The sequence below is a fragment of the Rhodococcus sp. IEGM 1370 genome (assembly GCF_033142325.1).
Lineage (GTDB): Bacteria > Actinomycetota > Actinomycetes > Mycobacteriales > Mycobacteriaceae > Rhodococcoides.
This window is the reverse complement of sequence record NZ_JAWLRY010000020.1, coordinates 1-21654: the sequence shown is the minus strand read 5'-3', so window position 1 is coordinate 21654 and position 21654 is coordinate 1. Positions and strand designations below refer to the sequence as shown.

General features: G+C 65.0%; 21 protein-coding genes and 1 riboswitch. Of the genes, 11 read left to right on the top strand and 10 right to left on the bottom strand.

Annotated elements, in window-relative coordinates; genetic code table 11:
• Positions 1–135 precede the first annotated feature (135 nt).
• Together R4P47_RS20455 and R4P47_RS20450 are read left to right on the top strand one after the other, a co-directional pair.
• A complete protein-coding gene (locus R4P47_RS20455) occupies positions 136–822 on the top strand; it encodes a dienelactone hydrolase family protein (RefSeq protein WP_317533521.1) in 687 nt (228 codons plus the stop codon).
• Positions 809–1717 carry an amidohydrolase family protein gene (locus R4P47_RS20450; RefSeq protein ID WP_317533522.1) on the top strand — a complete coding sequence of 303 codons (909 nt, stop codon included), beginning with the start codon at positions 809–811 and terminating at the stop codon, positions 1715–1717. The genes R4P47_RS20455 and R4P47_RS20450 overlap by 14 nt, the downstream gene beginning before the upstream one ends.
• Positions 1718–1726: 9 nt before the next feature.
• Here the strand turns inward: R4P47_RS20450 and R4P47_RS20445 are convergent, their stop codons facing one another.
• The gene (locus tag R4P47_RS20445; protein ID WP_269595660.1) at positions 1727–2572 is read right to left on the bottom strand and encodes a patatin-like phospholipase family protein; all 846 of its coding nucleotides are present in this window, start codon (positions 2570–2572) and stop codon (positions 1727–1729) included.
• A gap of 28 nt (positions 2573–2600) precedes the next feature.
• Entirely contained in the window at positions 2601–3455 is an 855-nt protein-coding gene (locus R4P47_RS20440) for an alpha/beta hydrolase (RefSeq protein WP_283347215.1), read from the bottom strand.
• Between the two features lie 174 nt (positions 3456–3629).
• Between R4P47_RS20440 and R4P47_RS20435 the strand changes: the two genes are divergently transcribed.
• Entirely contained in the window at positions 3630–4811 is a 1182-nt protein-coding gene (locus tag R4P47_RS20435) for an alkane 1-monooxygenase (protein WP_283347214.1), read from the top strand.
• A gap of 7 nt (positions 4812–4818) precedes the next feature.
• Here R4P47_RS20435 and R4P47_RS20430 read toward each other — a convergent pair whose 3' ends face one another.
• On the bottom strand, positions 4819–6021 hold the full coding sequence (locus R4P47_RS20430; RefSeq protein ID WP_068048586.1) for an ATP-binding protein: 1203 nt from the start codon (positions 6019–6021) through the stop codon (positions 4819–4821).
• 229 nt (positions 6022–6250) lie between these two features.
• On the opposite strand from R4P47_RS20430, the gene R4P47_RS20425 reads away from it, so the two are divergent.
• The gene (locus R4P47_RS20425) at positions 6251–6718 is read left to right on the top strand and encodes an alpha-isopropylmalate synthase regulatory domain-containing protein (protein ID WP_121871447.1); all 468 of its coding nucleotides are present in this window, start codon (positions 6251–6253) and stop codon (positions 6716–6718) included.
• A 48-nt stretch (positions 6719–6766) separates the two neighbouring features.
• Here R4P47_RS20425 and R4P47_RS20420 read toward each other — a convergent pair whose 3' ends face one another.
• A complete protein-coding gene (locus R4P47_RS20420) occupies positions 6767–7282 on the bottom strand; it encodes a hypothetical protein (RefSeq protein WP_259468079.1) in 516 nt (171 codons plus the stop codon).
• 114 nt (positions 7283–7396) lie between these two features.
• Between R4P47_RS20420 and R4P47_RS20415 the strand changes: the two genes are divergently transcribed.
• From R4P47_RS20415 to R4P47_RS20405, 3 genes are read left to right on the top strand one after another with little or no spacing between them, the layout of a single operon-like run.
• Positions 7397–8296, top strand: coding sequence for a metal-dependent hydrolase (locus tag R4P47_RS20415; RefSeq protein WP_094669920.1), 900 nt, complete (start codon positions 7397–7399; stop codon positions 8294–8296).
• Entirely contained in the window at positions 8293–9399 is a 1107-nt protein-coding gene (locus R4P47_RS20410) for a PDR/VanB family oxidoreductase (RefSeq protein ID WP_121871449.1), read from the top strand. Before R4P47_RS20415 ends, R4P47_RS20410 begins: the two co-directional genes overlap by 4 nt.
• Before the next feature lie 12 nt (positions 9400–9411).
• Positions 9412–10302 (top strand): alpha/beta fold hydrolase, encoded by an 891-nt coding sequence (locus tag R4P47_RS20405; protein WP_121871450.1) that lies wholly within the window; start codon positions 9412–9414, stop codon positions 10300–10302.
• A gap of 10 nt (positions 10303–10312) precedes the next feature.
• Here the strand turns inward: R4P47_RS20405 and R4P47_RS20400 are convergent, their stop codons facing one another.
• From R4P47_RS20400 to R4P47_RS20380, 5 genes are all read right to left on the bottom strand, one after another.
• Complete coding sequence (locus tag R4P47_RS20400; protein ID WP_121871451.1) at positions 10313–11581, bottom strand: LLM class flavin-dependent oxidoreductase; 1269 nt, start codon at positions 11579–11581, stop codon at positions 10313–10315.
• Position 11582: 1 nt separating this feature from the next.
• Positions 11583–12344: a 3-oxoacyl-ACP reductase gene (locus tag R4P47_RS20395; RefSeq protein ID WP_121871452.1), complete on the bottom strand. Its 762-nt coding sequence runs from the start codon at positions 12342–12344 to the stop codon at positions 11583–11585.
• Positions 12345–12393: 49 nt separating this feature from the next.
• Positions 12394–12486: riboswitch (TPP riboswitch) on the bottom strand.
• A gap of 74 nt (positions 12487–12560) precedes the next feature.
• Positions 12561–13856, bottom strand: coding sequence for an alpha-amylase family glycosyl hydrolase (locus R4P47_RS20390; protein ID WP_269595656.1), 1296 nt, complete (start codon positions 13854–13856; stop codon positions 12561–12563).
• Entirely contained in the window at positions 13856–15034 is a 1179-nt protein-coding gene (locus tag R4P47_RS20385) for an alpha-hydroxy-acid oxidizing protein (protein ID WP_121871454.1), read from the bottom strand. Before R4P47_RS20385 ends, R4P47_RS20390 begins: the two co-directional genes overlap by 1 nt.
• A gap of 9 nt (positions 15035–15043) precedes the next feature.
• A complete protein-coding gene (locus R4P47_RS20380; RefSeq protein ID WP_121871455.1) occupies positions 15044–15757 on the bottom strand; it encodes a type 1 glutamine amidotransferase in 714 nt (237 codons plus the stop codon).
• 48 nt (positions 15758–15805) lie between these two features.
• Here R4P47_RS20380 and R4P47_RS20375 point away from each other — a divergent pair, with 48 nt between their 5' ends.
• The 3 genes from R4P47_RS20375 to R4P47_RS20365 all read left to right on the top strand — a co-directional run bounded on the left by R4P47_RS20375 (position 15806) and on the right by R4P47_RS20365 (position 19179).
• A complete protein-coding gene (locus R4P47_RS20375; RefSeq protein ID WP_259468080.1) occupies positions 15806–17755 on the top strand; it encodes a helicase-related protein in 1950 nt (649 codons plus the stop codon).
• 93 nt (positions 17756–17848) lie between these two features.
• Positions 17849–18004 (top strand): DUF6131 family protein, encoded by a 156-nt coding sequence (locus R4P47_RS20370; protein WP_094611554.1) that lies wholly within the window; start codon positions 17849–17851, stop codon positions 18002–18004.
• A gap of 422 nt (positions 18005–18426) precedes the next feature.
• Positions 18427–19179, top strand: coding sequence for a GTP pyrophosphokinase family protein (locus tag R4P47_RS20365; protein ID WP_068282717.1), 753 nt, complete (start codon positions 18427–18429; stop codon positions 19177–19179).
• Positions 19180–19244: 65 nt separating this feature from the next.
• Here the strand turns inward: R4P47_RS20365 and R4P47_RS20360 are convergent, their stop codons facing one another.
• Positions 19245–20828, bottom strand: a complete 1584-nt coding sequence (locus R4P47_RS20360) for an MFS transporter (protein ID WP_094640520.1) — start codon at positions 20826–20828, stop codon at positions 19245–19247.
• A 119-nt stretch (positions 20829–20947) separates the two neighbouring features.
• Here R4P47_RS20360 and R4P47_RS20355 point away from each other — a divergent pair, with 119 nt between their 5' ends.
• Positions 20948–21514, top strand: a complete 567-nt coding sequence (locus R4P47_RS20355; RefSeq protein WP_269595655.1) for a TetR family transcriptional regulator — start codon at positions 20948–20950, stop codon at positions 21512–21514.
• The last annotated feature ends 140 nt before the right edge of the window (positions 21515–21654 follow it).

The window sequence follows — 21654 nt, the reverse complement described above, 5'->3', positions numbered from 1 at the left end:
TGTCCTCTCGGTCGGGATCGTTCCCTGCACGCCACCGTACAAAACTGCAGAACTTGCCGTCGCTACCGGCATCCACTCCTGCCTGCTGGGTCGTTCCGACAGGCTCCACTCCTGGTGGTGTGCTCCAATCGAAGGATGAACACCACTCCCCTCACCGTCGTCCGTCCCGACGGGGATGCCCGCGGCGGCGTCATCGTCATCCAGGAAGCCTTCGGCGTCACCGATCACATCGTCGACGTCTGCAACCGCCTCGCCTCCGCCGGTTGGGTCGCGGTCGCACCGCACCTGTTCCACCGGCAGGAGGGTGTGACCGTGTTGTCGTACTCGGACATGGATTCCGCGATGGCGGCAATCGGGCGGCTGCAGGCGGACGAGGTCGACTCCGACGTCGACGCGGCGGCGAGTGCGCTCGCCGAGCTCGGATTCGAGCCCTCGTCCATCGCGATCGTCGGCTTCTGCATGGGCGGCACCGTCGCGTTCCACACCGCTGTTCGACGGCAACTCGGTGCGGCAGCGACGTTCTACGGCGGCGGAATCGCCAAGGGCCGCTTCGGTTACCCCGCAATGGCGTCGGTGGGCGACGCACTGCAGACGCCCTGGCACGGATTCTTCGGGGATCTGGACGAGGGCATCCCCGTCCAGGAAGTCGAGACGCTGCGCGAGATCACCGCGACGGTGCCGGTCGACACGGAGATCACGCGCTACGAGCACGGCAAGCACGGGTTCCACTGCGATGACCGCCCCGCCGTGTTCGACGCCGACGCCGCCGCCGACGCCTGGGGCAAGACGCTCGAGTGGTTCGACGCCCATGTCGCACACTGAGCCACCCCGCTCCGACGCCGCACTCGCAGACGAGACCGAACACATCGTCGCTTTCTGGACCGAACTGTCGCTGCCCGGACTGTTCGACGTCCACACGCACTTCATGCCGAAGAACGTGATGGACAAGGTGTGGAGTTACTTCGACAGCGCCGGGCCGCTGACCGGCAGCGTCTGGCCCATCTCCTACCGGTTCGCCGAAGAGCAACGGCTCGAGGTCATTCGGGGGTTCGGAGTCCGGCACTTCACGTCGATGATCTACCCGCACAAGCCGGCGATGGCAGCCTGGCTCAATTCCTGGGCAGCAGATTTCGCGGCGCGCACCCCCGACTGCCTGCACACCGCCACCTTCTACCCCGAGGACGGTGCCACCGAGTACGTCGAGCAGGCGCTGACGAGCGGTGCCCGAATCTTCAAGTCGCACATCCAGGTCGGGAACTATTCGCCGAACGATCCGCTGCTCGACGGTGTCTGGGGCGCACTCTCGGACGCGCAGGCACCCGTGGTGATCCACTGCGGATCCGGTCCGGCACCCGGCACCCATACCGGCCCGGACCCGATTGCGGCACTGCTGCAACGGTTTCCCGAGCTCCCGTTGATCATCGCGCACATGGGCATGCCGGAGTACGGCGACTTCCTCGATCTGGCCGATCGCTACCGGAACGTGCGACTCGACACCACGATGTCGTTCACCGACTTCTCCGAGGCGAGCGCACCGTTTCCGAAACACGAACTGCCCCGGCTGGTCGACCTGCAGGATCGCATTCTGTTCGGCAGCGACTATCCGAACATCCCTTACCCGTATCTGCACGCCCTGCAGGCGGTGCGCCGACTGGACCTGGGAGACGACTGGGTTCGTGCAGTGTGCTGGGGCAACGGAGCCGCACTGTTCGGCTAGAGAGGTTCTCTAGACCCAGAACTCGGCAATACGCTCGGCGATGGCATTGCCCTGCGCTCGTCCGGCGACGGCCGCAGCCGATCGGACCGCGATGTCGGTGGCATCGGGGCCGATCGCGGCCGCCGAATCTGCATCGGGGGCAATCACTTCCACCTTCGAGCCACCCTTGATCAGCCGCTCACGTTCGATGTCGAACGGATCGTGCTCCAGGTCGAGTGCTCCGACCCTGAACACCAGTACCTTCTCGAAACCGACTGCCAGATCCGCATTTTCGCTGGCGCGGATACCACCGTCGACGTAACGATGATCACCGATCGTCACCGGCGGCCACATTCCCGGGATGGCGCAGCTCGCGGCCACCGCATCGACCAACTGAACGCCCGAGCCACGATCGAGAACCCGATGCCGACCGCTCACCGCGTCGACCGTGACGATACGCAAATCGCGGTTCGGCCAGGAGTGCGACGGTAACCGTCGTTCGATGATGGCCCTGCGCTCACGCTCGCTGATCGTCGAGGCCGACAGCGCCTCGGTGCCGATACGCCTGCGCGTGTCGATGGCACTGCCGTCGGAGTTCTGGGCAGCCCGAGCCAACATGGAGACCAGCTCGTCGATGGTCGAGTCGGCATGCGGTTCGTGGTCCTGCTTCGCTTCGTCTGCCTGCCGCGCGAACAGCTCGGTCAAGGCGGCTCCGCTCGAGATCTGGGCTGCGACCGAGGACCCGGCCGAGGTCCCCAACAACATCTCGGCGTCGCTGACGTCGGCTCCGGCTTCTGCCAATCCCAGTAGGACACCCGTCTGCCACGCAATACCTGCGACTCCGCCGCCGCCCAATACGAGTGCTCGCCTGGTCATGGTCGTACCCCTTCTTCGAAAAGATCCGTCAGGAACTTACAGCGCCGGTGTGTACGCGTGGACGCAGCCAGTCGATGAGATCGTCGAGTACGCGCTCCTTCTCCGGTTCGTTGAACACTTCGTGGAACAGCCCGTCGTACGTTTTCAGGGTCAGGTCGTCGGATCCGGCGAGTTCGGCGATGAGCTCGCTGCCCGAGACGTCGGCCAAGCGATCCGCCGTCCCGTGCTGGAGCAGCACGGGGATCGTCAGCGACGGCAGGCGAGCAGGGAACGTATCCCCGACGCCCAGCATCGCCGCGGCCAGACCCGCCGAGACGCTGCCGTGGTAGCCCAAAGGGTCGGCGACATAGGCGTCGACGACGTCCTTGTCACGGGATACGAGGGTGGGATCGAGCTTGAGCACAGGGGCGGCCGGTACGAATCGTCCGAGGAACTTACCGACCGCCACCAGCGCTTTCGGTTGCCCGACGCTGGGGACGACGGCAGGGCCGGACAGCATCAGACCGTCGAGATCGGCCTGATGGTCGAGGGCGTAGGACAGTGCGATGGCACCGCCCATGCTGTGGCCGAGCAGGAAGGTGCGCTGATTCGGATGCTCGGAAGCTGCGATGCCGAACAGCGTGTGCAGGTCGTCGGTGAAGTCGGACCACTTGTCCAGTGACACCCGTTTGCCACCGGATCGGCCGTGTCCTCGGTGGTCGGGCGCGTAGACGACGAGGCCGAGCGAGCCCAGCCGTTCGATGACGTGCCGGTACCGACCCGCGTGCTCGGCCAGGCCGTGGGCGAGCACCACAATCCCGGTCGACGTGGTCTCGGGGGTCCAGACGTCGTAGACGATTCGGGTTCCGTGAACTCCGACGAACGACGACTCGACATGCTTCATCCGGTCACCGTACAAGGGCAGCGGGGCGTTCGACGGCCCATCGGAGAACCTACAAAATTTGCTTGGGTAACATATCCTGGTGGAACGAGCGATGTAGTTGTGACACGCCACTACCGTTTGTCCCCGCACCTCGGGGCACGGCACCGACCAGGACTCAGGAGTGAAGAATCCAGAATGCGTGATGAGTCCGCCACGAGCACGTCGCCGCGGTGGCGCGACCCAAAGCGCTACCTGTGGCCGCTGGGGCTGACGATTCCTCTCAGCCCGTTCCTGGCCTGGGGGCTGGTGACCCTTCTCGGCCCCGGTGCGTTCTGGACCCTCGGCCTGATGATCATGGGTGTCGCACTGCCTCTGGTGGACAAATTCGCCGGAGTGGACCGCAGCAATCCCCCGGACGAGGCGATCGCCGCGCTGGAGAAGGATCCGTACTACCGCTGGTGCGTCTATCTGTTCCTGCCGTTGCAGTACGCGGGTCTGGTTGCGGCCTGCTATCTCTGGGCGCACGGCCCGCTGGGAGTCCCGGAGCGGATCGGCCTGGCCATCACCGTCGGCATCGTCGGTGGGGTCGGCATCAACGCCGCGCACGAGCTGGGCCACAAGCGTGAGCGTCTGGAGCGATGGCTGTCGAAGGTGACACTGGCACAGTCCCTGTACGGCCACTTCTACGTCGAGCACAATCACGGCCACCACCTCCGCGTCGCCACCCCGGAGGATCCGGCGTCGGCAAAGTTCGGCGAGTCGTTCTGGAAGTTCTTGCCGCGCACGATCGTGCACGGCCTGCGCTCGGCCTGGGAGCTCGAGACTCGACGCCTCGCCCGCCAGGGCCTGTCTCCCTGGTCGTACCGAAACAACCTGTTCAATGCCGCGGCCATGAGCGTTGTGCTGTTCGGCGTGCTGATCGCCGTCTTCGGTGTGGTGACCGTGCCGTATCTGTTCCTGCAGGCTGCGATCGCGATCGTCCTCTACGAGGCAGCCAACTACCTCGAGCACTACGGGCTGCTGCGGCAGAAGCGCAAGAGCGGTCGATACGGCAAACCGACCCACCGCGACAGCTGGAACAGCGACCACCTGTGGAGCAACCTGTTTCTCTACCACCTGCAACGGCACAGCGACCATCACGCGAATCCGGTGCGCCGCTACCAGGCACTGCGCACCGTCGACGAGTCCCCACAGCTACCGGCCGGATATGCAGTGATGATCTTCTGCGCGCTGGTTCCGCCGTTGTGGCGCAAGGTGATGGATCAGCGACTGATCGACTTCTACGACGGCAACTCGGAGCTCGTCAACGTCGACCACTCCGACCCCAAGGCAGTGCGGAAACTCGAGCAACTGTGCGTCGAGCGCGCTGAGGCGTAGTGAGAGTTCACACCGCCGCAGGTTCGTCGGTCTGGGCCCGCAGGTAGCGACCGAAGTGCGGCACCGTGAACGCGATGGTTCCGCGCTCGGCCGAATAGATCAGGCCCTTCTTGATCAGTCCGTCGCGAGCCGGAGACAGCGATGCAGGCTTGCGCTTCAGCTCGGTCGCCACGGCCGAGGTCGGCACCGAGCCGTCGTCCACGGACAGTTCGGCCATCGCACGCATGTATTCACGCTCGGCAGGCGTCGCACGCTCGTAGCGAGATCCGAAGAATCCGACGGCCAATTCCTCCTCCGCCGTCGGAGCGGCGACGCGCACGTCCTCGACGGTGATCGGGGTGTCGGCCGCGAGATCCCACGTCGCCTTGCCGTAGGCCTGGACGAAGTACGGGTAGCCGTCAGCGGCTGCATACAGCGCGTCGAGCGCGTCGGGGGTGAATTCGACGTCCTCGCGGTCGGCCGGAGCGATCAACGCGAGGTCGGCCGCGGCTCGTTCCAGTCGGCCGATCCGGTGGTAACTGAACAGGCGCTCGGAGTAACTCTTGGATGCCGACAACACCGCAGGTAGGTGTGGCAGCCCGGCCCCGACGATGATCAGCGGCGCGGTGTCCTGACTGAGCTCGTGACAGGCCGCACACAACGCGGAGATGTCCGCGGCACCCAGATCCTGCATCTCGTCGATGAAGATGGCGATGCCCACGCCCACGTCGCCGGCCAGCGCGGAGGCGTCGAGCAGCAGTTCCACGAGGTCGATCTCGATGTCGCCGGAGTCGGCGCGGCCGGTCTTCGCCGGGACGTCGATGCCGGGCTGCCACCGCTCCCGCATGCCCTTGTCCGCGGTGGCGCGTAGGGCGAAGGCCTTGAGGACGCCGAGGAATTCGTCGACGCGTTCGGGATCGCGATGCGATGCCGCGATGCCGCGGACCGCCATGTGCAGCGCAGACGACAGCGGTCGACGCAGTTCCTGGTCCGGCCGAGCCTCGATCTTGCCGGTGCCCCAGCCGCGGGCGATGGCCGCGGATCGGAGTTGGTTGAGCAACACCGTCTTCCCGACGCCTCGCAGCCCGGTGAGTACGACGCTGCGTTCCGGCCGGCCGCGGGTGATGCGTTCGAGTACGACGTCGAAGGCGTCGAGCTGCTTCTTTCGGCCTGCGAGCTCGGGTGGGCGCTGGCCGGCGCCGGGGGCGTAGGGGTTACGCACGGGGTCCATGGGGCCAAAGTTACAACGAATCGTGCGATATATGCGGACATCTAGTTCGTGTCCTAGAGATCTGTATTCACTCGATACTTGCGCGCGACTGCGACGGAGGACTACTTTCTGGGGTGTGAAGCGCATTCTCGTAGTACGCCGCCGTAGCGGGGTCTGATTCGGACCGACCCCTCGCTGCGGGTCGTTGTGCTCTCTCGGTCCTCCCTTCACATTCGCCAGGACCACCCTCATGAATGCATTTGCTTCCACTCTCGCCACAGATCCGTTCCACGCCCGTTTCGGTTGCGCCCTGCCGCGCACGATGCGCGACGAGATCACCTGGCAACACATGTCGTGGACGAACTTCACCGACCGTTTCTCGCCCACCACCGGCCCTCTTCGACTGGGGTCATGGACTGCCGACAGTGCAGCTGGCGGTAGGACGGCTTTCGACGCGACCTTCGGCGTCGGCGACACGATCATCGCCTGTGCGGCAACGACTTACGGGCCGATCGAGGCCTTGACGTCGATGCTCCACAACGCCGGATTCCGCATCGAGATCCTCTCGTTCCACCAGCAGATCATCGGCGACGAGACCGCCACCTTCGTCCTCACCGAGCACGACGGTCGCCGCGAATGGTCGATGGGCATGGATACCGACGCACACCTGTCGGCCGTGCGAGCCGTCATCGCCGGAGCGAACATTCTGCATCGGTAGCGCTTTCTTCGACGGTCTAGCGCGTATGCAAGACAGGCGAAGACTTTCCTAGGGCATCTCGATCGTCTCGGCGCGCTGCACTTCGGCCAGTGCGCGTCGCAGATAGGTCTCGGCTCGGCCACGGCGCACCGCGAGCAGGTCTGCGACCACCAGCAACGCGTGCGCCGGACGCGGCCTCACTCGCGACTGCTCTTCGACGTCGGACACCCCCAGCGCTCCGGTGAGCACCTCCACGAATCCGGCGATGTCCAGGTTCGGCAGCCAGCCGGCTCCTCGTACGGTTCGGCCGAGCACCTCCTGGACGTTCTCGCCGGTCAATCCATCGCTGTATACCTCTTCGAGCAACGTGCGTACCATTTCGGCATGCACGTGGCCGGCCTGCGCCGAGTCCGAGCGGCCCAACGATTCGACGGCATCGTCGAACGCGACCGAATCCTGCGAGGCGACAGCAGCCAGCGCATCGTTCGTGGCATCGGCGATGCGCCGAACTTCGACTGGCCATTCAGCAGGCCAGGTGACGGGCATACGACTCGGGGGAGTCGACACGGGGGAGGAGTCGGTCATGACAGAAGTGTCTCATCGGATACCGTCACGGTTCCCTTTATGTGTTACCGGTGTTTATACTAAGTCTCGCACTGTGGCATCGGCCACACCTGCGAACGTGGAGGAGGTGGCTCGATGAGCGAACGGAAGATCGTCGCATCGGATCCCGGTGAAGTGATGCTGCAAGCCAGAAACGTCAAGTTCGACTGGAGCGATCTGCCGATGCACTGGGTGCCGGGCGATCCGTACACCACGCACGTACTCAACGTGCTGCATCTACTGCTGCCCGCCGGCGAGCACTGGTTCGTCGACACGTTCAAGGAAGCCCTGCCGTACATCGACGACGAGAAGCTGCGCGACGACGTCATCGGCTTCATCGGCCAGGAAGCCGTACACGCCGAGGCCCACACCGGCGTCCTCGTGCATCTCCAGGCCAAAGGACTCGACCCGACTCCGTTCACCGACCAGATGGAGTGGGCCTTCGGCAAGGTCCTCGGCTCCGATTCGGTGACCAGCCTTCGATCGAAGAACAATCTGGTCGAGCGCTTGGCTCTGATCGCCGCGATCGAGCACGTGACGGCATTTCTCGGTGACTGGGTACTCAACGCCGACGGTCTCGACCGCGCGGGCATCCACCCCACCATGCTCGATCTGCTGCGCTGGCACGGTGCCGAGGAAGTAGAGCACCGCTCGGTCGCCTACGACACGCTGCGATACTTCGACAAGCGCGAGGTTCGCCGATTGCGCACGTTCGTCGTGGTCGTGCCGTTGATGGCCTACATCTGGATGCGCGGGATCATCTTCCTGATGAAGAACGACCCGGAGCTGCAGTCGGCCCCGAAGTCCGTCCGCAAGCCGCGCTCGGCACTGTGGCGGAAGTCGGTCAAACGCGGCACCCTGCCCGCGCTGACGCACGTCGGCCGCAGCATGTCGCGCTACCTCAAGAAGTCGTACCACCCCAGCCAGGAAGGCTCCACAGCTCAGGCCGTCCGGTACCTTGCGTCCTCGCCTGCCGCTCAGGCTGCAGCGAGGTGAAGCTCTCTTCACGGCGCGTCCCGCGGCTGCTCCCCAAGGATGCTCCGCCGGACCTGCGCGGGCGCGGACGTCCTGATCGCTCGATGCAGCTGCTCGGTACGTTTCTCAACGGGTACATGCAGGCGGCGGCCGGAGCGGAGTACAACGACGCCGTCGCCGGCCACAACCCCGATTCGGCGTTGAAGTTGGTCGTCACCGAACGCGAGATCGTCGCCGAGGACAACGATGTCGCAGCCCTCACCCTTGCGTCGCCGACGGGTGCACAGCTGCCCATCTGGCATCCGGGCTGTCATCTCGATCTGCACCTGCCCTCGGGCCGTCGCCGGCAGTACTCACTGTGCGGAAATCCCTCCGATCGCAGCTCCTATCGCATCGCGGTGCGCCGAATCCCGACCGGCGCAGGCGGATCCATCGAAATGCACGGACTGCAACCCGGCACCGAGGTCACCGTCCGTGGCCCCCGCAACGGATTCCCTTTCGTCGGCGACGGCAGCGCACTGTTCATCGCCGGCGGTATCGGGATCACTCCCATCATCGCGATGGTCCGCGCCGCAAGAATTCTCGGCATGGACTGGCAATTCGTGTACTGCGGTCGATCACGCGACACGATGCCCTTCCTCGACGAGATCGAGAGCTGGGAATCGGACCGGGTGTTCGTCCGGACCGACGACGTGCACGGGTACCCCACCGAGGGTGAATTGCTCGAGCGCGCACCCGCAGGCGGTGCCGTCTACTGCTGCGGCCCCACCCCCATGCTCGACGCAGTCCGCCGCGACTTTCGCCAGTGCCCCTCCACCGCACTGCATTTCGAGCGATTCGGCCCGCCGCCGATTCTCGACGGCACTCCGTTCGAGGTGCAGTTGATCAGCACGGGCGCTGTGCTCGACGTCGCCGCCGACGCCTCCGTGCTGACGGCGGTCAAGGAGCAGAAACCCAACGTCGCGTACTCGTGCCAGCAGGGCTTCTGCGGCACCTGCAAGGTCCGGGTGCTCTCCGGTGAGCCCGAGCACCTGGAAAACAGACTGACGCCGGAAGAGCAGCGCGATCACATGCTCATCTGCGTTTCGCGCGCACGCAGCGGGCGTCTCGTACTCGATCTATAGAACGGAAAACTGTTGAGCAGCAACGCGGTTCAGACGACAGTCATCAACGAGGGCATCCGGCTGGCGGTGTTCGAGAGCGGCAATCCCGACGGCGATCCCATCGTCCTCGTGCACGGCTGGCCCGATACTCATGAGCTGTGGAGCCACATCGTGCCGCAGCTCGAGGACCGCTTCCGGGTGATCAGCTACGACTCCCGCGGCGCAGGCGAGAGCTCGGTCCCCGCCGAGCAGTCGGCGTACAAGCTGGCCCGGCTCGCCTCGGATTTCTATGCCGTCGCCGATGCCGTCAGCCCCGACGCCCCAGTCCATGTACTCGCCCACGACTGGGGTGCCGTCGAGGTATGGGAGGCCGCAGCCCAGCCCCAGGCGAAGGACCGAATTCGTTCGTACACATCGATTTCCGGGCCGAACCTCGATCACCTCGGCAAGTGGTCGCAGTCGCGCCTGCGCAAACCCACCCTCACCGGCATCAAACAGGTGCTCGCCCAGGTACGCGCGTCGTGGTACACCGTCACCTTCCACATCCCCGGCCTGTCCACGTTGCGCATCAAGCGGCAGTTCGCCAAGGGGTGGCCGGCGTTCCTCCAGGAGTTCTCGGGCGTCGATCCGAAGCTCGTCACCCAGAACCCCACACTGTGGTCGGATGCCACCAACGGCACCAAACTCTACCGGGCCAACATCATTCCGCTCCTGGGCAATCCACGTGAGCGGTACATCGACATCCCCGTGCACCTCATCGTCAACACCGAGGACGTCGCAGTGCGTCCGTACCACTACGACGACACCGGCAAGTGGGTGAAGAACCTCACGCGCAACGACATTCCGGCCGGACACTGGTCGCCGATCTCCCATGCCGACGACATCGCACGATTGACGAGGGAATTCATCGCCTCGCTGGACTGATGTTCACGAATCACCCCGCCAGGTGCCCGCGCAGCGTCGACGCGGTGTAGTCGGCGCGAAAAATACCGCGCCGCTGCAGGATCGGAACCACCTGATCGACGAAGTCCTCCAATGAGTCCGGGTAGCGCGGACACATCAGATTGAAGCCGTCGGCACCGCGGCCGATCCACGACTGCATCTCGTCGGCAATCGATTCCGGCGTGCCGATCATTGTCGCGTGGCCGCCGCCCGCGGCGAGGGTGCCGAGCAACTCCCGCACAGTCGGGGCGTCCTTCTCGATGATCCGCAGGATCGTCTCGTAGCGACCCTGCGGTCCGGCGAACTCGGCCGCCGGAGGCAGGGACGGTACCGGCGCGTCGAGTTCCCAGGCAGCACAGTCCTGTCCGGTGAACGTCGACAGCATCGCCAGTGACTGCTCCGTGGGCAGCAGCTCATCGAGTTCGGCCTTCTTGCGGCGAGCCTCGTCCATGGTCGACCCGATGTACGTCACCAAACCCGGCATGATCCCCACTGTCGCGCTGTCGCGGCCCGCATGGCGGATTCTCGCCTTCACGTCGTTGTAATAGCTCTGCGCTGCAACGAGATCGTAGGCGACGGCATAGATCGCCTCGGCGTACTTCGCGGCCAGATCCCGGCCCGGGCCCGACGCGCCGGCCTGAAACAGCACCGGCCTCCCCTGCGGCGACCGCGGCACCGTCAACGGCCCGTCGACCCGAAAGTGTTTGCCGTCGTGGTCGATCGAGTGCACCTTGGCCGGATCGGCGTAGTGCCTGCTTCGATCGAGCGTCAACGCGTCGGCATCCCACGAATCCCACAGCGCCAGAGCCGTATCCACGAACTCCTCGGCGCGGGCATATCGCTCCTCACGAGCCGGGATGACGTCCATCCCGTGGTTGCGTGCTTCGGCGTCGAACATGGAGGTGACGACGTTCCAACCAGCACGGCCGCCACTGATGTGATCGAGCGACGCCAACATGCGTGCAGCGTGGAACGGGGTGTAGAACGTCGACGAGACCGTGGTGACGAGGCCGATGTGCGTGGTGGCCCGCGCCATGGCGGACAGCGCGGTGATCGGCTCGAGGAACCAGGTGCCTGCCCCGGCCGGGTCGCGTACCGAATGACCGTCGGCGAAGAACACCGCGTCGAACTTGCCCCGCTCGGCGAGCTGCGCGAGTTCCTCGTAGTACGAGATGTCGCCGAGGTCCTCCACTCGCGAATCGGGGTGACGCCACGCCGCGCTGTGGTGGCCGCAACCGTAGAGAAAAGCGTTGAGGTGCATGTCAGTCCTTGACCAGTCCGCCGTCGACGACGAGATTCTGGCCGGTCACCGACCGCGCCCACGGCGATGCGAAGAACAGCAGAGCGTCGGCGAATTCCTCGGGGGTGGTGACGCGTTGCAGCGGGGTCGAGGCGGCGATGAAATCGAACACCTCGGCCGGGGTCGCGGAGCTGGCGTCGGTGGTGCGGAGCAGTCCACCCGAGACCATGTTGACGGTGATGTTGTCTGCGCCCAGATCGGCGGACAGAGTGCGGGTCAGCGAGAGCAGCGCCGCCTTGGAGGCCGTGTAGTCGTGGTACGGGACTACCGGATTCTGGAACAAATTGGTGCCCACGTTGATGATTCGTCCGAACCCCGCCTCGCGCATGCCCGGCAGTGCAGCCTGGGTGGTCAACAACGCCGCGCGGACGCTGCCCCGCAGTTGAGCGTCGAAGCGCTCCCAGGTGATCGTGTCGGCTTTGGGCCGTGCGTCTCCGTCGAACGAGAAATCGGCCAGCGCGTTGTTGACGACGGTAGTGATCGGGGTGCCGAAATGCTCACGCGCGGTATCGAACAGCGCGGCCACCGCGGCGTCGTCGGTGACATCACCCTGGACCGCGATCGCGTTCTCACCGAGTCGGTTCGACAGCGCTTCGGCGGCATCTCTGCTGTTGCGGTAGTCGATCACCACTCGGGCACCCTGGCCGGCGAACGCCGCGGCGATCGCTGCTCCCAGTCCGCGTCCACCGCCGGTGACCAACACTGTCTGCTCGTCGAATTTCATGCGCCTCGCCTCTCGTTCGAGGTCGGGACCGTCACGAGGGAACAGGAATACCGCAACGCCACGACATTCCCTTCGCTGGTCCTAACCAGATCAGGTTCGACGGGTGTGTTCTCAGCCCTGACGGGCACCCCGTGTCGCGGTCGACTGTACCTGTAGCGGTTTCTCGCCGTGTCTTGTTTTCACGCTAGAGAGACGAATGGAACCGAATGCACGCGTTCAGCCGATCACGGCCCAGCCGTGCGGCGGGACGCTCACCCGCCCGTCGTGCAGATCCGCTTCGCCTGCGAGCACCTCGTCGCCTTGAACCGGGTAGTCGATGGCGTCGTCACCGAGGTTGAGCGCGACCGTCAGCGATTCGCCGTCGGCGTGCGCGCGATAGAGCAGTGCGGTGTTGGTGAGTTCGAGCGTCTCGGTGCGCGCGGAGTACAGCCACGGATTGCGACGCCGAAGTGCGATCAGCTCCTGATGCACTCGGTAGACCGGCCAACCGTACGGAGCGAGATTCTCGGACGTGTCGGGGTACTCCGGACGCACCTCGTCGTCACCGCCGACTCGATCCTCCTTGATTCCGCGAAACGCCTGCTCGTCGCCGTAGTAGATCATCGGCATACCGCCCACGGTGAACAGAACCACCAAGGCGTGCAGCAGATGTCGCTCGTCCTCGATGACGCTGGCGATGCGGTTGACGTCGTGATTTCCGACGAACGTGGCGGGCACGAAGGCGTCGAGCCAGCCGTTGTGACGCTCGAGCGCATGGGAGAGCTCGAAGAAGTTGAGCTCGCTCAGACCGCTCCAGACGGCCTTCCACAGCTCGTACTGAGTGACCGAGTCCAGCGTGGAGGCCGAGACGATTCGGTCGTAGTCGCCGTGAATGACCTCGCCGAGAAAGTAAGCGTCCGGGTGCTTTTCCCGAACCTTCGGCAACACCGCGGCCCAGAAACGCGGCGATACCGCATAGGCCGCGTCCAGCCGCCAGGCGTCGACGCCTCGCTCGAGCCAGTGCGACAGGACGTCCACGACGTACTGCTGCACATCCGGGCTCTCGTGATCGAGTGCGACCAGTTCGTCGTGGCCCTCGAAGTTGCGATGCGTCGGCTTTTCACCGGACCAATCGAGGTGGAACCACCCCGCGGCCTCGGAGTCCGCACCCTCGGTCAGCGCTTCCTGAAACTTCGGAAAGCTCTGCGCCACATGGTTGAAGACGCCGTCGAACATGATCGTCAGGCCGCGGGAGTGCGCCGCGGCGATCAGGGAGTCGATGTCCTCGTCGGTGCCGAGCCTGCCGTCGATGTGGAAATAGTCGACAGTGTCGTAGCCGTGCTTCTCGGACTCGAAGATCGGACCGAGGGCGATGCCCGACGCGCCGAGTTCGAGTGCGTAGTCGAGCCAGTTCTCGATTCTGTTCAGCCGGTGCAGATCCGCCTGAGATTCACCGTCCCAGCCGTGTACCGGCGCACCGGTGAAGCCGAGCGGGTACAGGTGCCACCAGATGGCGTGCTTCGTCCACTCCATCAGGACTCCATGATCGAGTCGCGGCCCAGTTCGCCTGCGCCGGTATGACCGGACAGGCTCGTCACCAGGTCGAATTCGGCCAGCAGGCAACGTAATACGTGCGCAACACCCTCCTGACCATCGAGTGCGAGGCCGTACAGGAAGGGTCGGCCCAGCAGTACCGCATCTGCCCCGAGCGCCAACGCCTTGGCCATGTCTGCCCCGGTGCGCACACCGGAGTCGAACAGGATGGTCAGATCGTCTCCGACGGCATCGACGATGGACGGCAACGCGTCGAGTGACGGCCTGGCCCCGTCGATCTGACGCCCACCGTGGTTGGAGACGACGATGCCGTCCACTCCGTGCGCGGCCGCCTCTCGCGCGTCGCCCACCGTACAGATTCCCTTGAGCACGATCGGACCGCTCCAGTGCTCGCGCAGGAACGCCAAGTTCTTCCACGACAGACCCGGGTTGGGGAACATCTGCGCCCAATGCATCGCGGCGGCAACAGGATTCTCCTCGACCGGCTGCCCCAGGCCGGCCTGGAACGCCGGATCGGTCAGGTAGTTCTCGATACCCAGGTTGGCCAGGAACGGCAGGTAACCGCGGTCCAGATCGGCGGGCCGCCAGCCCAGCAAGGTCGTGTCGAGGGTCAGCACCAGGGTGGTGAATCCGGACTCCTTCGCGCGCTGCAGGAAGCTCAGCAGCACCGATTCGTCCGTCGGCCAGTACAGCTGGTACCAGCGGGGAGCGTCGCCCCCTGCCTCCGCGATCTGCTCGAACGAATGCGAGGCCTGTGTCGAATGGATGTATGGCACACCGAGTTCCGCGGCTGCGCGAACGGTGGCGAGCTCGCCGTCGGGGTGCGCGAGCGTCTGAATGCCCACGGGAGCGATCATCAGCGGGGCCGGCATCTCGGTGCCGAGCACGGTGCACGAATGATCACGAGCAGCCGAACTCCGAAGCATCCTGGGGGCGATGGCCCACTTGTCGAAGGCCGCTCGGTTCGCCCGTGCCGTCGAGCCGCTGCCCGCGCTGGCGACGATGTAGCCCAATGCCTCGGGCGAGAGCTTCTCGGCAGCCTGGTCCTCCAGCCTCGCCAGGTTGGTGGTGATCGGCGGTGTCTGCTGGGCGAACATTCCGGCGGCGTAGATGCCGAGTTGGTGATCGCTGAAGTTGCTGGGCCTGGCCTCGGTCATCGTTCGACCCTACCGGGGCACCGCCGAGGATCGGGCGAGAAATGCGTCGAGCAGCGCCGAGCAGCGCGACCGAGCTGCGGCTTCGGCCTCCGCGATGGCCCGGCGGATTTCGCGGGTGTCCACCGCATGTTCGACGCCGTCGCGGTCCCACGCGGCGGCCCACGCGTCGTAGGTGTCGAGGTCGATTTCGGGGTGGAACTGCAGCCCCAGGTGCGGTCCGCATACGAAGGCCTGCTGCGCGGCCTCGTTGCGCGCGATCACCGTGGCCTGCGGCGGCGCGGTGAAGGTGTCGCCGTGGAATTCCATCCACGGGCCGGGGCCGATGAGCTCGGGATCGGAGGTGTCGATGTCGACGAATCCGTACTCGGGATGCTCGGACTTGCGGACCGACCCGCCGAGCACTCGCGCTAGCAACTGCCCGCCGAAGCACACACCCAGGATCGGGACCTGCGCGTCGATGGCGTCCTGCAGGTAGACGATCTCGGGCGCGAGCCACGTCAGCGTGTCGTCGTAGGCGGCGTCGGGCGAGCCCATGACCACCATCAACTGCGCGTGAGACAGTGGCGGCGGCGGAACGTCGGGGCTGTGATCGAAGGAGTGCACCTCCAACTGGAAACCCCTGGTGCGTAATTCGGCGTCGAGAGTGCCGATGTCGCGTCGCGCCAGAGTCGGATCCTGATCGTGGACGAGAACTACGGCGCGCGGGTCGTTCGTGTATGTCACAGGGCTCCTTTACGGTGTTCGTGCACACCGTACGACAGACTGGATCCGATGCCACCTCGTAGACGCACAGCCCGATCCACCACTGCCCGCACCGTCAAGGCCGGGCAGAGCGCCGCTGCGCGAAAGTTCGCGGCCGCGAAGAACGGTGAGCCCGCTCCCAAGAAAGCAGCAGCAAAGAAAGCGGCACCGCGGAAGAGAGCCGCCCCGCGCAAGACGTCGCCTCGCAAGACTGCTGCCCCCGATCTGCGGGTGCCCGATCCCGGTGAGCGCGTCTGGGTGTTGGACGTGCCGTTCGAGGATCGGTCGGCGGCGGGCGCTGCCGGGGCGCGCTGGTATCCCGGACCGCGGGTGTTCGCGTACTACGGCACCGAATTGCCCGAGTATCTGCAGCCGTACGAGTCGATGCCGTACAGCCTGCAACGGTGGCTCGAGGACGATGCCAACGAGAACTGGCGGGACGAGATGGTGCGGGAGCGCGCGATGCAGCCGCGTGAGACCCAACTCGAATCCGTTCGACGCCATCTCGCCGCCCTCGACGCGGGATTCCCGTACTTCGCGCAGATGGATTCGACGGGTCTGGGCAAGACGTTGGCGGTGTGCGAGGCCGTTCGGCAGATGTCGGCGGCCGAGATCGGCACGGTGCTGGTGGTCGCACCCAAGGGCGCATTGCCGGGATGGCGGCGCACCATCGCCGACAGCGAGGCCGACATCGAACCGTCCGAGCGCAAGCGCTGGCTGCTGATCACGTACCAGTCGACGAAGAAGCTCCTGTCCGTTCCGCCCGAGACCGACCTGGGCAAACGCAAACGGACACAGAACAAGCGGACCATCTCGCTCGGCGAGCTTCGGTTCGACATGGACGTGGTGATCGCCGACGAATCGCATGCGCTGATGAACATCGAATCGCAGCAGTCGCAGATCCTCTGGCGGTATCAGGAGGCGGCGCGCTCGGTGGTGTGGATGTCTGCAACTCCCGGCTATCAGCCGCTGCACTTCGCCTACATGGCACGGGCCGTCGAGCGCAGCCGCGGGGTCGAGATCCTCGGCGACGACGAGTATCTCGGCTATGCGGTGACGATGAAGTGGGCCGAGTTCCTCATCGAATCGGGGTTCGCCGTCAAGGCAGGCAAGGCGACGACGGGATTGACGACGTGGCGGTGGGAGCCCGAGGACGCGGCCCGACGCGCCCGCGATATCGCGTCCGTACATGGGTGGCTGTCGGGAGGTGCTGTGCCGTGGTCGATTTCGCGTCCCTCACCGCCGACCCCACGCGAGCCGCTCGGCCAGGAACTCACCGCCGCGCAGAAGCGGCTGTACAACTCGGCGTGGGTGGACTACCGCAAGGAAGTCGGGCTACCGATCTGGAAGGCCGTCGGCGGCAAGCGCGTGCTGCAGAAGAACCCGAGCACCCGCGCCGCGACCCTGCGATTCCGCCAGAAGTGTTCGTACCTACGCATTCCCGCGTCCGCCGACCAGGTGCGCACCTGGGTCAAGGCCGGCAATCAGGTGTTCGTCTCGATGTTCTACCGCGAGTCGGTAGCGGCGTTGGCGCAGACGCTTCGGGACGAGGGCCTCGAGGTCGCGGTCGTCGACGGGAGTATGAGCAGCCCGGATCAGGAGGCGTCGATCAGACGCTTTCAAACCGGCGACGCGTCGGTCATCGTCTCGACAACCACCAGTGCGATCAACCTGCACACCAACGAATTACTGCTCCCGGAGGGCACGGTCTCCACCCTCGCACCACGCGTGACGCTGATTCACGATCCCCGGTGGACGCCCATCGACATTCGGCAGATCGAGGGCCGGGCCAACCGAATAGACAAGGACCACAACCACACGACGTCGACCTGCTACTACGGCTACGCCGAGGGCACGGTCGAAGAAGAGATGGTGCTGACCGGTATCGAACGTATCGCTGACCTGGGATCGATCGTCGGGCAGGCGGATCTCATCGACCCCGAGGCGTTTCTCGCCGCGAAAGTGGACGCCGGAAAATAGCGACAATTGTGAGCAATCGTCCACGCGCCCGAGTAGGTTCGGTCCCATCGGCAATTCGTCGGTAGCGGGCTCACAGTGGCACCAGGAGTAGTCATGATCGTTCTCGGAATCATCCTCGCCCTCATCGGCTATTTCGCCGGCATCTCGATCTTGACGACCATCGGCATCATTCTTGTCGTCGTCGGCGCGGTTCTGACGTTGCTCGGTTCGATGGGGCGCGCAGTCGGTGGCCGCAAGACGTGGTTTTGACCTACGAGTTAGAACACACGTTCGATTTCTGTTAGTCTGAGCGGGCCCCCGAAGTTGGCGATGCGGCCAGCGGAGCCACTTCGGGCGGTCCATATCGGACGGTAGACAGTGTCGAAGGCGGTTGCGCGCGATGGCATCCGACGAGCGCGACACCGACCCGGTTGCCGGATCGCTCTATCGCGTCGGCGATCGGTGGGCAGAACGAGCGCCTTCTCGCTGCACCAACGGCCATCCACTCGTCGCCGGTTCGGTATTGGTGGGTTCACGGGCCTGTTCGTGCGACCGCGGACATCACCGCACCCATCAGTGCGAACGCTGTGGCGTCGTGCTGTTCACGCCGGAGCTACGCAACTCGTGCAGTGACGCCAGCTTCGATTCCCGCGCTGCGCGAACACAGTCGCCCGTCGTGGACAATCGACGGTATGAACAACAGTGAGCCCGTCGTCGATCTGGGTCAACTGAGACAAGATTTCACGCGATTCATGATGAGCTACAAGTTCGGGATCGACGAGCTGATCACGAAGATCAACATCTTGAAGCAGGAATTCACCCACATTCACCGGTACAGCCCCATCGAGCACGTCTCGTCGAGGTTGAAGACTCCGGAGAGCATTTTCGAGAAGGCGCAGCGGAAGAAGTGCGCCCTGACTCTCGATGCGATTCGCGAGAACATCTTCGACGTCGCCGGAGTGCGCATCACCTGCAGCTTCATCTCCGACACCTACCGCATCGCCGACATGCTCAGCAGTCAGAGCGACGTGCGCGTCGTCGAGATCAAGGACTACATCGCGAACCCGAAAGCCAACGGCTACAAGAGCTTGCATCTGATCGTCGAGATTCCGGTGTTCATGTCCGATCGCGTCCAGCCGGTCCTCGTCGAACTGCAGATCAGAACCATCGCGATGGATTTCTGGGCGAGCCTCGAGCACAAGATCTTCTACAAGTATCGCGGGCAGATTCCGGAGACTCTGTTGGCGGAGCTGACCGAGGCGGCCGAGAGCGCCAACAAGCTCGACGAGAAGATGGAAAGCCTGCACGACGAGGTGGTCGAGCTGGGCGGCGAGGCGGAGAACTCCATCGCTCTCGGCGCGCTGCCGCCCATGGCTCTGCCTCCCGAGTTGCTGCACATGCTGCTCACGGCGCAGGCCGAGGCGATCGACCCCGATCGGGCTTGACGGTCACCACAACGAAAAACCCCGCTGCTCGACGGGCGAGCAGCGGGGTTCTGTTCTCGTATGCGCTAGCCGATGTGGACCGGAGTGTCCCCGACTGGCAGGTCGTCCTTCTTGGCACGGACCAGTACCAGCACGACCGGGCACACCAACGCGACCAGGATCGCGGCGGTTCCGAAGGCCCACGCGTAGCCCGACACCTCGGCTGCGAAAGCGTGATCGATGGTGGCGAGCACGAAGTTGCGGATCGGTTCCGGTAGCGCGGCCAGCATCTCGTCGCTGGGGATTTCCTGGCCGGCAAGAGCCTCCGCAGGAACTCCTGCGGGCGGCGTCGGTGCCGGGTTCTCGGCGAGGAACGTCGTCTTCGACGAGGTGTACACCGTGGTGAACACCGCTGCGCCGAGTGCGCCGCCGACCTGAAGCGTCGCGTTGATCAGCGCGGATGCGGCACCCGCATCGTGATCGGGGACGCCGATGAGAGCGACGTTCTGCATCGGCACCATCAGCAGGCCGAGACCGAGCCCGAGCAGTACGACTCCGGGGAGCACGTGCGTCCAGTACGAGGTGTCGACGCCGATCTGCGTGAGCAGCAGCAGGCCGATCGCCGAGACGACGGGGCCGACGGCCATCATCGGCTTGGGCCCGATCTTCGGTACGAGTGCCGAGGCGATCGCGGCGGTGATCAGGATTCCGCCGGTCATGGGCAGCGACGCGACACCGGCGATGACCGGGCTCATCTGGAGCACGATCTGGAAGTAGAAGGTCAGATACAACGTGCCACCGAGCAGTGCTGCACCGATGACGGCCGACCCGATGTATGCGGCACCGCGGTCGCGGTCGAGCAGAACGCTCAGGGGGAGCAGCGGGTTGGCGGACTTGGATTCGACCACGACGAACGCGGCGAGCAGCGCGAGGCCGAGAGCGATGAAGGAGATGGTGGGTACCGTCGCCCAGCCGTCCTCGGCTTCGGTGAAGCCGTAGACCAGCGAGGCCAGTCCGAGCGCGACGAGGATCGCTCCGGGCAGGTCGTAGCGGGTGTCGCCGTGTGCCTTGCTCTCCTTGACCAGCGGGACTGCGGCGGCGATGGCAATGATGGCGACGGGGATGTTGACGAGCAGGCACCAGCGCCAGTTCGCGTACTCGGTGAGCACTCCGCCGAGGAGCAGTCCGACGGCTGCGCCGCCACCGGCGATCGCGCCGAACACGCCGAATGCCTTGGCGCGCTCCTTGGTGTCGGTGAACGTTACCGTCAGGATGGCCAGCGCTGCGGGTGCGAGCAGTGCAGCGAAGACGCCCTGACCTGCGCGTGCGATGAACAGCTGCCAGCCCTCTTGGGCGAGTCCGCCGACGGCGGAGGCAACGGCGAAGCCGGCCATGCCGACGATGAACGAGCGCTTGCGGCCCCAGTAGTCCGCGATTCGACCACCGAGCAGCAACAGCGCGCCGAACGCCAGCGCGTATGCGGTGATCACCCAGGTGCGGCTGGTGTCGCTGATGCCGAGGTCGATCTGCGCCTGCGGCAGGGCGATGTTGACGATGGTGCCGTCCAACACGATCGTGAGCTGCGTGATGGCGACGATGCAGAGCACCAACCAGCGGCGTTCGTAATTCGGATTCTCGGCCAGCGCCCCGTGTTCGGAGACCTGCGACATGTTTCTACCCCACTCGTACTCGTTGATTCTCTGGGCACGAAAAATGTCCCGACCGAAAAGGTAAGCGACGATGGACCGGCTGTCAAACGAACTAGTTGGTTGGCGGTAGGGTGGCCGCCATGAAGCCTGACGCAAGCGCCACCCGCGCCCGCATCGTCGTCGCTGCCCGCGCAGAATTCTCCGAGCACGGCCTGGCCGGCGCACGGGTCGACCGCATCGCGGTCTCGGCCAAGGCGAGCAAGGAACGCCTGTACGCATACTTCGGAGACAAGGAAGCACTGTTCCGGGCCGTCGTGGAAGACGGATTCGCGCGCTTCCTGGAGTCGGTTCCCTTCACCGTCGACGATCTCGGGGGATACGCCGCGCGCGAGTATCTGCACCTCGACGCGAATCCGCAGGAGCACCGACTGCTGCTGTGGACGCAGCTTCAAGGCGGCACGGCGGTCGCCGGTGCCGACGACATCCATGCGGTGATCGCCGAGCGACGAAACGCCATGGCGGCCGCGCAGCAGAACGGACTGATCTCCGACACCTTCACCGTCGACGACCTGTTCACCATGATCTTCGGCATCACCTCCGCCTGGATGACCGCGCCCGGCAGCGACTGCGGACCCGTCGACGACGCCGAACACCAGCGTCGGGCGTCGAAAATCGAAGCAGCGGTCCGGCGACTCTGCACTCCGTAGCATTGTCTATCGATATCTAGCTTCAAGTGAAGAGTTACGAATAGTTGGGTAGCGGGCCGATTTCCCTCTTTGCCAAGCTTCTGGTGAGTCATTCGAGAAGCTATGGAGGGTTACTGCATGTTGAGTGCTGAGTTCACAGG